Annotated in this window: 12 protein-coding genes; 6 read left to right on the top strand and 6 right to left on the bottom strand. The window is 74.5% G+C overall.

Translation table 11 applies throughout. The features are described from left to right. Positions 1 to 23: 23 nt before the first annotated feature. The 3 genes from bla to ABZ386_RS32650 are packed head-to-tail and all read left to right on the top strand — an operon-like array spanning position 24 to position 2017. Positions 24 to 983 (top strand): class A beta-lactamase, encoded by a 960-nt coding sequence (gene bla, locus ABZ386_RS32660; protein WP_358967161.1) that lies wholly within the window; start codon positions 24 to 26, stop codon positions 981 to 983. Between the two features lie 7 nt (positions 984 to 990). Then, entirely contained in the window at positions 991 to 1353 is a 363-nt protein-coding gene (locus ABZ386_RS32655) for a DUF952 domain-containing protein (protein WP_355726585.1), read from the top strand. Positions 1354 to 1357: 4 nt separating this feature from the next. After that, positions 1358 to 2017, top strand: a complete 660-nt coding sequence (locus tag ABZ386_RS32650; protein WP_358967158.1) for a DUF4328 domain-containing protein — start codon at positions 1358 to 1360, stop codon at positions 2015 to 2017. Here ABZ386_RS32650 and ABZ386_RS32645 read toward each other — a convergent pair. From ABZ386_RS32645 to ABZ386_RS32635, 3 genes are all read right to left on the bottom strand, one after another. Beyond that, positions 2011 to 2883, bottom strand: coding sequence for a putative RNA methyltransferase (locus tag ABZ386_RS32645; protein WP_358967155.1), 873 nt, complete (start codon positions 2881 to 2883; stop codon positions 2011 to 2013). The two genes, ABZ386_RS32650 and ABZ386_RS32645, sit on opposite strands and share 7 nt — an antisense overlap. A gap of 401 nt (positions 2884 to 3284) precedes the next feature. Further along, entirely contained in the window at positions 3285 to 5189 is a 1905-nt protein-coding gene (locus tag ABZ386_RS32640) for a hypothetical protein (protein WP_358967152.1), read from the bottom strand. Positions 5190 to 5262: 73 nt separating this feature from the next. Beyond that, the gene (locus ABZ386_RS32635) at positions 5263 to 6588 is read right to left on the bottom strand and encodes a serine hydrolase domain-containing protein (RefSeq protein ID WP_351340155.1); all 1326 of its coding nucleotides are present in this window, start codon (positions 6586 to 6588) and stop codon (positions 5263 to 5265) included. Between the two features lie 362 nt (positions 6589 to 6950). On the opposite strand from ABZ386_RS32635, the gene ABZ386_RS32630 reads away from it, so the two are divergent. After that, a complete protein-coding gene (locus tag ABZ386_RS32630; protein ID WP_356615969.1) occupies positions 6951 to 8348 on the top strand; it encodes a glycoside hydrolase family 43 protein in 1398 nt (465 codons plus the stop codon). Between the two features lie 210 nt (positions 8349 to 8558). Next, positions 8559 to 8921, top strand: coding sequence for a DUF1304 domain-containing protein (locus ABZ386_RS32625; protein ID WP_351340160.1), 363 nt, complete (start codon positions 8559 to 8561; stop codon positions 8919 to 8921). Here the strand turns inward: ABZ386_RS32625 and ABZ386_RS32620 are convergent, their stop codons facing one another. After that, positions 8922 to 9335 carry a DUF5994 family protein gene (locus ABZ386_RS32620; protein WP_351340163.1) on the bottom strand — a complete coding sequence of 138 codons (414 nt, stop codon included), beginning with the start codon at positions 9333 to 9335 and terminating at the stop codon, positions 8922 to 8924. Positions 9336 to 9600: 265 nt separating this feature from the next. On the opposite strand from ABZ386_RS32620, the gene ABZ386_RS32615 reads away from it, so the two are divergent. Continuing rightward, the gene (locus ABZ386_RS32615) at positions 9601 to 9975 is read left to right on the top strand and encodes a DUF6479 family protein (protein ID WP_351340166.1); all 375 of its coding nucleotides are present in this window, start codon (positions 9601 to 9603) and stop codon (positions 9973 to 9975) included. Positions 9976 to 10044: 69 nt separating this feature from the next. Here ABZ386_RS32615 and ABZ386_RS32610 read toward each other — a convergent pair whose 3' ends face one another. Both ABZ386_RS32610 and ABZ386_RS32605 read right to left on the bottom strand, forming a co-directional pair. Further along, positions 10045 to 10827, bottom strand: a complete 783-nt coding sequence (locus tag ABZ386_RS32610) for a carboxypeptidase regulatory-like domain-containing protein (protein ID WP_358967149.1) — start codon at positions 10825 to 10827, stop codon at positions 10045 to 10047. 175 nt (positions 10828 to 11002) lie between these two features. Further along, a complete protein-coding gene (locus ABZ386_RS32605) occupies positions 11003 to 12685 on the bottom strand; it encodes a glycoside hydrolase family 13 protein (RefSeq protein ID WP_356669663.1) in 1683 nt (560 codons plus the stop codon). Positions 12686 to 12885: the final 200 nt, after the last annotated feature.

Here is a 12885-nt window from a genome sequence, read left to right as displayed (position 1 = left end):
CCCCAGTGAACGGAGCACCCCGTATGTCCGCCGACCGGTCCGCGTCCGCCTCCTCCTCCCGCCGTGCCTTCCTGGCCGCCGCGGCCCTGCTTCCCGTCGCCGCCTGCGGCACGGACGACCCGCCCGCCGGCCGCGGGGACCGATCCGCCCCGGCCACCCGGTCCGCCCCGGCGTCGGAGCCCCCGCCGGTGCACCGCCCCCGGCTGGCGGACCTGGAGCGCGCGTACGGCGCCCGGATCGGCGTCCACGCCCTCGCGACCGGCACCGGCGCCACGGTCGTGCACCGCGCCGACGAGCGCTTCGCCTTCTGCTCGACCTTCAAGGCCCTGGCCGCCGCGGCGGTCCTGCACCACCGCTCCCCGCACGACCTGGACCGGCGCGTCACCTACACGCGGGCCGACCTCCGCTCCACCACCCCGATCACCGGCAGGCACCTCGCGACCGGCATGACCCTCCGCCAGCTCTGCGACGCCGCCGTCCGCTTCAGCGACGGCGCGGCCGGCAACCTGCTGATGCGCGAGATCGGCGGCCCCGCGCAGCTCACCGCCTACCTGCGCGGACTCGGCGACAAGGTGAGCCGCATGGACCACTACGAGCCCGAACTGCACGACGTCCCGCCGGACGACCCCAGCGACACCACCACCCCCCGGGCGATCGCCACCGACTTCCACCGGCTCCTCCTGGGCACCGCCCTGCCCGCCCGCGACCGCGCGCTGCTCATGGACTGGCTCTCCCGCAACGCCACCGCCGTCGGCGCCCGCCGCATCCGGGCCGGACTTCCCCGGGGCTGGAAGGTGGCCGACAAGACGGGCACGGGCGACTACGGCCGGGCCAACGACATCGCGGTCGTCCACCCGCCGCGCGCCGAACCGCTCGTGCTGGCCGTCATGACCGACCGCCCCGGCCGCGACGCCGAGCCCTCGGACGCCCTGATCGCCGAGACGACCCGGCGGACGGTCGCCGCCCTCGGCCGGGGGCTATAACGGGGCCATGATCTATCACGTCGTGCCGCACACCGTCTGGAACAGCGACCCGGAGCGGCCCTACGCCCCCGCCTCCCTCGCCGAGGAGGGCTTCGTGCACTGCTCCCCGGACGAGGCGACCACGCTGGCCGTCGTCAACGCCTTCTACCGGGACGCGCCCAGGCCGCTGCTGGTCCTCGCCCTCGACGAGGCGCGCCTCACGGCGAGGGTGGAGTGGGAGGCGGCGGCCCCCGCCCCGCCGCCCGGAGTCAGCGGTGACACCCTGTTCCCGCACGTGTTCGGCCCCCTCGACCGGGAGGCGGTCGACCACGTCCTGGAGGTGCGGTGGGACGGGGCGGGCAGGGCCTCGAAACTCAGTACGACAAGATGAGCGGGTGACCGATCAGGAAACCCGCCCCGCCGCCCCCGCTCCCGCCCTGCGTCCGATCCGCGGCGCGGCCCACTGTGCCGTCGTCGGACTCGGGCTCGTCGCGGTCGTCCTGGCGGCCCGGGCGGTGTGGCACGTCCGGCTCGCCCTGGCCGGGAAGCCGGCGTCCGGCCCGCCGGAGCACCGGCTCCCGACCGCCCTGGAGGACTCCTACCACGTGGTCGCCTCCCTGAGCGCCGCCGTCGCGCTGGTCTGCGCGGTCGCGTTCCTGCTCTGGCTGGACCGCGTACGGGACAACGCGCGGGCCCTGTCGGGCACGGAGCCGCGCTACGCGTACGGCTGGCTCTTCCTGGGCTGGGTCGTGCCCGTCGGGAACCTCTGGATCCCCCGGGGCATGGTCGCGGACGTTCACCGGTCGGTCTTCCCCGACCGGCGGCTGCCCTCCGTCGTCAACTGGTGGTGGGGCCTGTGGCTGGCCGGCATGGCGGGCGGAGTGGGGCTGGTCTACTCCGACTCCACGGACGAGGTCATCGCCCGCGCCTACACCGGCGTGGTGCCCCTGCTCGTCGCCGACCTGGTGATCATCGCCGCGGCGGCGGCCGCCGCCCTCGTGGTCCGCACGCTGACGGCGGCGCAGCAGGAGCACATCGCCCGCGGGGGTTACTGACCTGAGCGGCGGGGCCGGTACACCGACACCAGGAACGAGGCGGTCACCCGCACCGGCGTCCCCGACTCCGCGACCCTGCGCCGCAGTTCCTCCGGGCCGAGGTGATGCGCGGTCGGGGTCATGGCCACCAGGCTGGTGACGTCCTCGGCCGTGAGGGTCATGGCGTACTCCAGCGGCTCCGCGCGGTCGGGCCGGAAGGCGGCCGACAGGGTCCGGCGCAGGCGTTCCTCCTTCCTGGCGTCGACCCCCAGCAGCCCGAGCGGCTCGTGCAGTTCGCGCAGGTGCCGGCCGGTGGGCGTGACGACGAGCAGGGCGCCGTCGGGCCTCAGGACCCGGTGGAACTCCGGCCCGTTGCGGGGCGCGAAGACGTTGAGGACGAGGTCGGCGGCGCCGGTGCGCACGGGCCAGGGCCGCCAGACGTCCCAGCCGGCGGCCTCCGCGCGGGGGTGGGCGCGGGCCGTGGCGCGCAGGGCGGCGGCGGAGGTGTCCAGGCCGACGCCCAGGGCCCCGGGGAGGGCGTCCAGGACGGCGGCCAGGTAGTGGCCGGTGCCCGCGCCGGCGTCCAGCACGGTGGCGTCGGGCGGGGCCAGTTCGGTGGCGAGGCCCGCGAGGGTGCGGACGAGCGGGTCGTAGTGCCCGGCGCGCAGGAACGCGGCGCGGCACCGGACCATGTCGGCGGAGTCGGCGCTCGGCGCGCGCCGGTGGCCGGTCAGCAGGCTGACGTAGCCGTGGCGGGCGATGTCGAAGGTGTGCCGGCCGGGGCAGCGCAGGGCGCCGTCGGCCCGGTCGAGGCCGGCTCGGCACAGGGGGCAGGTCAGGATCGTCAGCAGCCGATCGGACGGCAGGCGGGTGGGACCCGAGGGCATGGCATGCTCCAGGACGACGCGGCGCGGCGGAGCGCCGGGCCGCGTGCGGGCGGTGGACGGTGCGTCACGGCGCCCGCGGTCCGGCCGCGACGCCCTCGGCGGGGCGTCGGCGGCGGCCGGAGGCGGACGCGCCGAGGACGGCGACGTGAGCGGTTCACGTCGCCGTCCTCGCCGCCGCGTCAGAGGAAGCAGTGCGGCAGGGCGTTGCATGCCAGAGCCATACGGCAAGGCTACCGGCCGCCGCCAACGTCACCACGAGCCGCCCGCCCGAGGCGAAGGGCCGGCACGGGTCACCGGCGCAGGAGGAGCAGCGGTCACGGTGCCCGGCACCCCGGCCCCCCCCCGGAACGCCGACTGCCCGCACCCGGTGGACCGGGTGCGGGCAGTCGGGTGACGCTACGTCAGTCGCGCGAGCGGAGCCGCAGGCGCGGCCCGAAGCGGAAGGCCGCGAAGCCCACCGCTGCCAGGCCCGCCGCCGCCGCGAGCAGCAGGCCGATGCCGCCGGCGCCCGTGGAGGCGAGGCTGCCGGTGTCGAGGTTGGTCGACGTGCCGCCCGTGGTGGAGGTGCCGGAGGTGCCGGTGCCGCCGGTCGTGCCCGAGGGGCCCGTGCTGGTGCTGGGCGAGGGGCTCGGGGTCGCCGAGGGGATCGGGTCGCCCGAGGGGTCCGGGCTCGGGTCGCCGGTGCCGTCACCGGGGACGACCTCGACTGCGAACTGGGTCATGGCGTCGCCCACCGACGCGGCGACGGTGTAGGTGCCCGTGCCCTTGCCGGCGGTCAGGGCCGGGGCCGTGGCCTCGCCCTGCTCGTCGGTCTTCACGCGGACGACCTGCTCGCCGCCCTCGAAGCGGGGCGCGTCCTCGCTGTCGTCCTCGACGCGGAACTCGACCTCCGTGCCGGCCGGTGCCGAGGCGCCGGACTTGACCACCTTGGCCCGGAGGGCCTCGGCGAAGTCCTCGCCCTGCTCGGCCTGCTGGTCGTCACCGCCCACCGCGGACACGACGTAGGCCGAATTCCTCACCGTCACGGTGAAGACCGTCGACACGCCGTCGACCTCCGCGCGGATGGCGAACTCGCCCTCCCGGGAGCCGCCGCCCGACTCGATCAGCGGGGACTGGGCCCGGCCCCGCGCGTCGGTCGGCACCGCCAGCTTCGTGGTGTCGGCACCGCCCTTGAGGTAGAAGTAGGCGCCCAGCTTGTCCGGGTCGTCGATGGTGAAGGTGACGGAGGCGTTCTCCACCGGCTTGCCCGCCTTGTCCCGCGCCACCACGGCCACCGGGTCGGCGCCGCCGCCCGGCTGCGTGGTCTGGCCGGCGCCGGAGACCTGGACCAGCTCCGCGATCGCGGGGGTCTTCCACTGGAACACGACGCGACCGTGGCCGGAGCGGTCGGTGTTGACGCCGCCCTCGCCGATCCCGCCGCGCACCGGCTCGCCGGAGCCCTGCCAGAACGGGTCGTCCTTCGCGGCGGGCACCGTGCGCTTGCCGGTCAGCAGCCGGGCGTCGCTCACGCGCTCCGGGTCGACGTAGCTGCTGCCGCCCCCGCCGCTGCCGACGGTACCCCGCTCCTCGTCGGTGCCGCCGCCACCGCCGCCGCCCGCGTAACCGGCGCCGCCGCCACCGCCCTCGCCGCCCGAACCGGAGCCGCCCGAGCCGCCCTTGCCGCCGCCGGACGCGTCGGCGCCCGAGGAGCCGTTGCCGCCGCCCGCGCCACCGCTGTCACCGGCCGCGCCCTTGCCGCCGCGCTCGGACTCGGTGTCGTCCTGGCCGCGCTCACCGCCGCCGGGACCGCCCTGGCCGGTCTCCCCGTAGCCGTATCCACCGCCGCCGCCACCGGCGGCGATGAGCAGCGGCTTGCCGTTGCCGTCGCGGACGCCGCTGCTGTTGCCGCCGACGGCTCCGCCCTTGCCGCCGCCCTTGCCGCCGAGCGCGTCACCGAAGCCCTGCACGCCGACCGCGACCGACAGCCGCTCGCCGGGCGTGACGCCGAGCGAGCCCGCGGTGTAGCCGCCCGCGCCGCCGTTGGCGTGGGGGGTGCTCTCGCCGCCCTGGCCCCAGGCCCGCACGTCCAGCGCCGTGACGCCGGCCGGGACCTGGAACTCCTCGCGGGCACCGGTCGGATCGAAGAGCCGGCACCCGGAGAAGCCCTGCGTCGGTGTGCACGCCTTCCCGGCGAGCACCTCGCTGCCGGCGGCCGTGGCGGCCGGAGCGCCCGTCAGTGCCGTGCCGGCGGCCAGGGCCGCGAAGGCCAGGGCGGCCGCGCCGCGCCGGACCCCGGCCCGGCGCAGCACGACGGAATCGTGATGCATCAAGGAAACTCCCCAACTTGTCACAAGCTCCCCCCCTGGGAGCCAGACATCGCTCGATCAGAATCGAACAAGACTAATGAGACACCTGATCAAACTTGATGCGGTTGGTCAACTGCGAATGCTCCATTCCGGGTAGCAGCCGGGACAGCGCGTCCCGGGCGTCCCGGGCGTCCCGGGCCGCGACACCGGGCTCGCCGGCGTCCGGGCAGAGGGCACGGACGATGTGCAGGCGGAGGGCGTCGTCGATCGCGTGCGACTGCGGGACGCCGTTCTCGTCGAGGCTCTGGTACTTCATCAGGTTCTGCGCGAAGGCGATCTGGCGCTTGCCGTCCTGGCTGGTGAGGGCGAACGCGCCGGCACCGAACACCGCTCCGCTGTGACCCCAGAAGCGGCCGCAGCCGGGCAGTTCCACGGTGTGGATGCCGAGGCCGTACTCCATGCCGCCGACGCGGACCGTGCGCATCATCTCGCCGAGGGCGGACTTGCCGACCAGCTTCCCGCCGAGCAGCGCGCGGTAGAAGCGGTTCAGGTCGTCCATCGTGGAGACGAGCGCGCCCGCCGAGCGGAGCCAGGACATGTCGTAGACGCTGTAGTCGCGGGGCGGGTCGATCAGGCCGTACAGCGCCTCGTACATCCGCGGGTGCGGGCCCTTGATGTACGGCGTGCGCGGCAGGTACGTGTGGCGCAGCCCGGCCCGGTCGATGACGTGGCGGGTGATGTAGGCGTCCGAATCCTGGCCGGTGACCTGCTCCAACAGCAGCCCGGCGATGACGTAGTTGGTGTTGGAGTACGTCCCGGGCACCTCGCCGGGGCGTCCGGTGGCGGGGGCGTCGAGGCCCAGCCGGACCAGTTCCTCGGGCGGGATGGCACGGAAGCGCTCCTCGTCGAGGCTGGCCGGCGAGTTCCGCAGCAGGGAGGGGAAGGCGGGCAGGACGTGGTCGCCGATCCCGCTGGTGTGGTTGAGGAGCATCCGGACGGTGATCTGCCGGCCGCGCTCGCCGGGTATCAGGCCGGGGAGGTAGTCGGCGACGGGCGCGTCCAGCCGGAGCCGGCCCCGCTCCACCTGCTGGAGCACGGCCACGGCGGTGAAGGTCTTGCTGATGCTGCCCACCCGCTGCCGCATGCCCGGTGTGACCGGCCGCCCCGTGACCACGTCGGCCACTCCGGAGGCGCCGGTCCACCGCTCGCGGCCGTCCCGGACGGCGGAGAAGACGCCGTACAAGCCCGCCTCGTGCGCGGCGTCCAGCGAGTCCTGCAGCCCGGCCTCGTCGAGGGAGGTGCGGTCCGAGGAGGTGGACGGTGGTGCGGGCGGTGCGGCCTGGGCGGGCGCGGTCAGTACGGCGGTGGTCGTCAGCAGCGTGGTGCCCAGGACGGTGCCGAGAAGCCGGGCGATGCGCAACGGCTTGCCCCTTCCTTGGTGTTCGAGTACGTCGGAATGCGAGTACGTCGTGTTCGAACAGGTCGGGGATCATCGTCGTGGGGAGCGGGCGGGCCCCACATCCTTCCAGGGGGTGATCGAAAACCGGCCCCGGTCGGCCGAATCACTGTCAACGGCCGCTGCTTTCCCCCGACTTCACGGCAGGGTCAGACGCCGGTGCGGAGCAGGCCCGCAGCACAGCGGGAGTTCGCGTCCGGGCCATTGACGCCGTACGGTCACCGGCCCTACGGTCTGGCCGAATTGCCGAACCCCGTTCGGTATTTCAGACATCCAGCCGTGCGTCATCGCTTCGTTCCGGACCCCCGACGGAAGGCCGAGCCACCATGACCGCCCCCCGCAGACCCTCCCGCCGCCACGTCCTCGGCATGGCCGCGTCCCTGCCGCTCGCCCTGACCACCGATCTGGCCCTGGGCGCCGGTACGGCCGGAGCGGCGACCGGACCGGCGTACGTGATGGGCTACTTCACCGAGTCGACCAACCTCGGCGCCGGCACCGAGTACGGCCTGCACCTCGCCGTCAGCCTCGACGGCCTGGAGTGGACGCCGCTCAACCAGAACCGGCCGGTCGTCACCCCCACCCAGGGCGCCGGCGGCCTGCGCGACCCGTTCATCCTGCGCAAGCAGGACGGCACCTTCACCGTCCTCGCCACCGACCTCAAGGGCACCGACTGGAACCGCAACAGCCCGTACATCCACGTCTGGGACTCCGCCGACCTGCGCTCCCTCACCGGCTACCGGCTGCTCAAGCTGCACGACATGGCCACGCACAGCTGGGCCCCGGAGGCCTTCTGGGACGCCTCACGCGGGCAGTACGGGATCGTCTACTCGTCCGTGAACTCCAGCGGCCACAACGTGCTGATGGTCAACTACACGACCGACTTCCGCACGGTCTCCGCGCCCCAGGTCTACTTCGACCCGGGCTACGACGTGATCGACGGCAGCTTCGCCCTCGGCGTCGGCGGCACCCACTACATGTACTTCAAGGACAGTTCGAAGCAGACCCTGGTCGGCGCGCGCTCCGCCACGCTCGCCCCGGGCAGCTGGCAGGTCTTCAGCACCCCGGTGGCCCACGGCGGCACCGAGGCGCCGATCCTCGTCCGGTCGCACTCCACCGGCACCTGGTACCTCTGGGGTGACACGTACACGCCGAACGGCGTCTTCTACGCCTGGCAGACCGCCGACCTCGCCTCCGGCACCTGGACCCCGGTCGACCAGCGCCGCTACACACAGCCGCTGAACTCCAAGCACGGCAGCATCGCCCCGCTCACCGGCACGCAGTACGACAACCTCCTCGCGCACTGGGGAGCCCCGGCCTGGAACCGGCTGAAGTCGTACAACCACCCGGACCGCTACGTCCGCCACGCCGGTTTCGCCGGCCGGATCGACCCCTACCCCCTCGACCCGTACGCCGACTCCCAGTGGAAGCTCGTCCCGGGCCTCGCCGACGCGTCCGGGGTGTCCTTCCAGTCGGTCAACTACCCGGACCGGTACCTGCGGCACTACAGCTACGCCCTGCGGCTGGACGTGAACGACGGCACGTCCGTGTTCGCCCAGGACGCCACCTTCCACAAGGTCGCCGGGCTGGCCGACCCCGCCTGGACGTCGTTCCGCTCGCACAACCACCCGACGCGCTACCTCCGCCACTCCGGCTACGCCCTGCGCATCGACCCCGTCGCCACCGCCACCGACCGCGCGGACGCGACGTTCCGCATCGGCTACTGACCCGCCGCACGGACGGGCGGGAAGCCACATCGGCCACTGATCCGCCACCCCCGGCGGGCGGGAAGGCCGGACCGGGCTCCCGAGCGGCACACGCGGGGACGCGACGGCCCGGCCGGCCTTCCTCTGGCCGCAATCTGCCACCCGGCACCCCGCGGCGCCTCCCGGGGAGGCCCGAACGGGGTGGGCGGGCGAAGCTGCGATGATGCGCGCATGTCGACCCTCGCCACCCTCGCGGTCCTGGCCCTCGCCGCGCTCCACGCCTACATCCTGGTGCTGGAGATGTTCCTGTGGACCACACCCCGGGCCCGCGCCGCCTTCGGCACCACCGCCGAGTTCGCCGCCGAAACGAAGGCCCTCGCCGCCAACCAGGGCCTCTACAACGGCTTCCTCGCCGCCGGGCTGGTGTGGGGCGCGGTGGCGTCCGACCCTGTGGGCTTCCAGGTCTCGGTGTTCTTCCTGGTGTGCGTGGCGGTCGCGGGGGTGTACGGCGCCGCCACCGCCAGCCGGAAGATCCTCTTCGTACAGACCGTCCCGGCACTGGCCGCCCTGGCCCTGGTGCTGATCGCGGGGTAGTCAGGCGCCCTGCTCCACGGCCTGTTCCATGAGGCGGCCGGCCTCCGGCTCCGCCGTGGCGGGCGGCACCACCAGCAGGTCCCAGCGGCCGCGGCCGGGGGCGAGCAGGCAGACGGTGTGCGGGGCGGTCGGCGAGTCCTTCCGGCCCACGTGGACGGCCTGCCCCGCGACGAGCAACCGCTCCGGGCAGGCGGGCCAGGCGTCCCCGTTGACCAGGACGCTGCTGATCCGGCCCCAGGCCCGCGGCAGCACGCCGAGCAGCCCGGGAAGTTCCGCGGCCAGGTCGTAGGAGCGGGGCCACCACGCCCCGTCGATCCGGCGTGCGGTGCGGCCCTGGCGCGGCTGGGCCGCGAGCCGGAGCCGGACCTCGGGCCGTGCGGGGACGGGCGGCGGGGGTGAGGATGCGGACGTCATCGGGGGCTCCTGCTGCGGACGGGGTGCGTGGCCAGGAGGTGGCGAAGCCGCGAGCCCGGTGTACGGAGGCGGGGGTTCGTCGAGCGCCGAGGGCGAGACCGGTTCGGCCACCGGTTGCGTCATACCCCCGGTTCCTCCACCGTACCGTGCGGGGCGGCGCGGGGGCCGGGGCCGCCCGCGCCGCCCGGGGTCGCGCGGGTTGCCCGGCCGCCCGCCTCGGACATTCCGGGCGCTTTATGGCAATCCGTCGGCGATAATCGGAGCTATGACAACGGCAACGTACGAAGTGCTGGCGGCGTCGTCAGATCACGCGGTCGCCGTGACCATCGCCTTCATCGGCGGGCTGATCGTGGCCTGCGCACTGATCTGGGCCGTGCGGGTCGGGATGCGCGTCATGGACAAGGACACCCACCACCCCGACCCCGCCGAGCAGCCGCACCTCCCGGAGACCGGACCGGTCCGCGAGATGCGGGAGATGCGGGAGCCGGACGAGATGCCGCTCGTGACGCGCGACGGCGAGCGGCTGCTGCCCCACGAGCTGCACCACGCGAGCACCAGGACCGGCAAGGACCAGAAGCCGCGCCGCTGGCTGCCCGGATCCAGCGGATCCTTCGGCGGCGGCGGCCTCGGCCACACGTGACGCCGTAGGGCCGCGCGGCCCGCACGGCCTGTCCGGAGAGGTCCGGGCCGAGGTGGCCCGGGCGCTGCGCTACTGACCCGCGGTGGCCTCGGTGGTCACGGCGATGTCGATCTGCTCGCTCATGGCGTTCACCCCGTTGAGGGCGGCGACCGCCTGGAGCCGGTTGGCGCCGGGCGGGAGGGCCGGGCCGGGGGTGCACGTCCAGGTGCCGTCGGGGGCGGCGGTGGTCGCGCAGGCCTCGCGCTCGTCCTTGTCCCGGACGGTGATCCGGGCGCCCGGATGGGCCGTGCCGGCGATCTCCGGCCGGGTGTCCAGCGGCACGCCGGACAGGGGGCGGGTCAGCGTCGGCGCGGCCAGACCCACGGTCACGGCACACCGGCCGGCGGCCCGCCGTAGCCCCCGCCCGTCGGTGACCCGCAGCACGCAGTCGCGCAGCCGGGTGCCGGGCACGGCGTCTGCGGCCACCGCCAGCACGAAGGGGAAGGCACGGTCCGGCTCGGACCGGGCGGCGCTGTCGCCGGTGATGCTGTACGACCCGCTGCGCCCGTCGGCGGTGACCGACCCCCGGTAGCCGGACGCGTCGAGCGGCGTGCCCGTCACCCGGGTGCCCCGGGGCGCGGTCAGCGTGAGGGTGGCCCCCGGGCCGGTCTCCGGGACGCCCGCGACCTCGACGATGCCCTCCCGGCCGGGCGCGATGGTCGCGGCGCCCCACAGGGCGCCCTCCCGGCCGGGCGCGATGGTCGCGGCGCCCCACAGCGCGCCGTCCCGGGCCTGCGCGGGCGTCCCCGCACAGGCGAGCACCCCCGCGACGACGGCCCCCGCCACGGCTGCTGACCTGCTGGACCTGTTCATCGCGGGCGAGGCTCCCTGTCGGACACGGCCTGGTCGAAGACACTCCGCCGCCGATTCTCGCGGGCGTCCGGGCAGGTGGCACCCGCTGCTGAGCCACGCGAGTGGTACCGCGCCCCGCAAGGGGCGCGGGGAACCGCGCGACCAGCCACGACGCCGCCGCACACGAGCGTGGCCGCTACCGTCCCAGCCACACCGTCGTGTCCGGCCCGAGCAGACCGTCCTCCAGGGGGGCGCTGCTCAGCAGCACCTCACCGGCCGGCAGGCGGACCGGCGCACCGGACAGGTTCGTCACGCACCGCCAGCCCTCCCAGCGGTCGAACTGGAGCACGCCGTCCGGGGCGTCCGCCGCCCAGGTCAGCTCCTCACCGTCGAGCAGCTTGCGGCGCAGCCTGAGGGCCGTGCGGTACAGCTCCAGGGTCGAGCCCTCGACGCCGTCCTGCGCCTCGACGGCGTGGGCGGCGAAGCCGGGCGGCTGGGGCAGCCAGGCGCCCCCGGGCCCGAAGCCGTACGACGGTCCGGTCGCCGTCCACGGCAGTGGCACCCGGCAGCCGTCGCGGCCCTTGCGGACGTGGCCCGTCTGCTCCCAGATCGGGTCCTGGAGCACCTCGGTGGGCAGGTCGGCGACCTCGGGCAGGCCGAGTTCCTCGCCCTGGTAGACGTAGGCCGAGCCGGGCAGCGCCAGCATCAGCAGCGTGGCGGCCCGGGCGCGGCGCAGCCCCGCCGCCTCGTCCACGGCCGGGGCGTGGCCGCCGGACAGCAGCCAGGCGTTGAGGTCGGTGTCCGGCGGGAGCATCAGGCGGGAGGCGTGCCGGATCACGTCGTGGTTGGAGAGCACCCAGGTGGCCGAGGCGCCGGCCGCCCGGGCGGTGGCGAGCGAGTCGGTGATGACCTGCCGCAGCTCGTCGGCGTCCCAGCCGGCCTCCAGGTACTCGAAGTTGAAGGCCTGCCCCAGTTCGTCCGGACGGGCGTACAGGGCGCGCCGCGCCCCGGGCACCCACGCCTCGGCGACCGCCATGCGGGGCGGGCGGTAGGCGTCGAGGATCTTGCGCCAGTCGCGGTAGATCTCGTGCACGTCGTCGCGGTCGTAGAAGGGGTGCGTGCCGGGCGGCATCGCGGTGAGCGCCTCCTCTCGGCTCAGCTCGGGCGCGCCGAGGTCGCGCAGCGGTTCGCTCAGGTCCTTGACGAGGGCGTGGGCCACGTCGACGCGGAAGCCGTCGACGCCCCGGTCGGACCAGAAGCGCAGGGTGGTGCGGTAGTCGGCGCGGACCTCCTGGTTCTCCCAGTTGAGGTCGGGCTGCTCGGGGGCGAACAGGTGCAGGTACCACTGCCCGTCGGGCACGCGTTTCCAGGCGCTGCCGCCGAAGACGGACTGCCAGTCGGTGGGCGGGAGTTCGCCGTGCTCGCCGCGGCCGTCCCGGAAGACGTACCGGTCGCGGGCGGCCGAGCCGGGGCCGGAGCGCAGGGCCTCCTGGAACCAGGCGTGCTGGTGGGAGGAGTGGTTGGGCACGATGTCGACGATGACCTTCAGGCCGAGGCGGTGGGCCTCGGCGACCAGGGCGTCGAAGTCGTCGAGCGTGCCGAGGCGCGGGTCGACGCCGCGCGGGTCGGCGACGTCGTAGCCGCCGTCGGCCAGCTCGGACGGGTAGAAGGGGCTCAGCCACAGGGCGTCCACGCCCAGGGCGGAGAGGTGGGTGAGGCGGCGGGTGATGCCGCGCAGGTCACCGAGGCCGTCCCCGTCGGCGTCGGCGAAGCTGCGGGGATAGATCTGGTAGACGACGGCCTGGCGCCACCAGTCGGGATCCCGGGACGACAGGTCGAGGGTGGAGCGATCGGTCACGCGGTCTCCTCTTCCGTGCATAGGACGACAGCAGGAAACCTGTCCAGATTGGCGGAAAAAGGAACCACCGGACCGAGCGGAGCAAGCCGTTCCCGACGTGATGGAAGTGTGATGGAGAGGCAACTCTCTTTGCATTCCCGCAGGTTGACAGCGTGCTGCCGCCCCGCCACGATGGGGGCTCACTGTGGCGCATGTGACCAATGAGCCCAGTGTTTCTCAGA

The organism is Streptomyces sp. NPDC006140 (genome assembly GCF_040628815.1).
In the GTDB taxonomy this organism is placed as follows: Bacteria; Actinomycetota; Actinomycetes; order Streptomycetales; family Streptomycetaceae; genus Streptomyces.
Note: the sequence above shows the minus strand (reverse complement) of the source record. Positions and strands in the feature narration are given on the sequence as shown.

Bases quoted from the DNA above. Each gene is read 5' to 3' on its own strand.
- bla (WP_358967161.1), top strand. From the start codon at position 24: ATGTCCGCCGACCGGTCCGCGTCCGCCTCCTCCTCCCGCCGTGCCTTC.
- ABZ386_RS32655 (WP_355726585.1), top strand. From the start codon at position 991: ATGATCTATCACGTCGTGCCGCACACCGTCTGGAACAGCGACCCGGAG.
- ABZ386_RS32645 (WP_358967155.1), bottom strand. From the start codon at position 2,883: ATGCCCTCGGGTCCCACCCGCCTGCCGTCCGATCGGCTGCTGACGATC.
- ABZ386_RS32640 (WP_358967152.1), bottom strand. From the start codon at position 5,189: ATGCATCACGATTCCGTCGTGCTGCGCCGGGCCGGGGTCCGGCGCGGC.
- ABZ386_RS32630 (WP_356615969.1), top strand. From the start codon at position 6,951: ATGACCGCCCCCCGCAGACCCTCCCGCCGCCACGTCCTCGGCATGGCC.
- ABZ386_RS32625 (WP_351340160.1), top strand. From the start codon at position 8,559: ATGTCGACCCTCGCCACCCTCGCGGTCCTGGCCCTCGCCGCGCTCCAC.
- ABZ386_RS32620 (WP_351340163.1), bottom strand. From the start codon at position 9,335: ATGACGTCCGCATCCTCACCCCCGCCGCCCGTCCCCGCACGGCCCGAG.
- ABZ386_RS32615 (WP_351340166.1), top strand. From the start codon at position 9,601: ATGACAACGGCAACGTACGAAGTGCTGGCGGCGTCGTCAGATCACGCG.
- ABZ386_RS32610 (WP_358967149.1), bottom strand. From the start codon at position 10,827: ATGAACAGGTCCAGCAGGTCAGCAGCCGTGGCGGGGGCCGTCGTCGCG.
- ABZ386_RS32605 (WP_356669663.1), bottom strand. From the start codon at position 12,685: ATGCACGGAAGAGGAGACCGCGTGACCGATCGCTCCACCCTCGACCTG.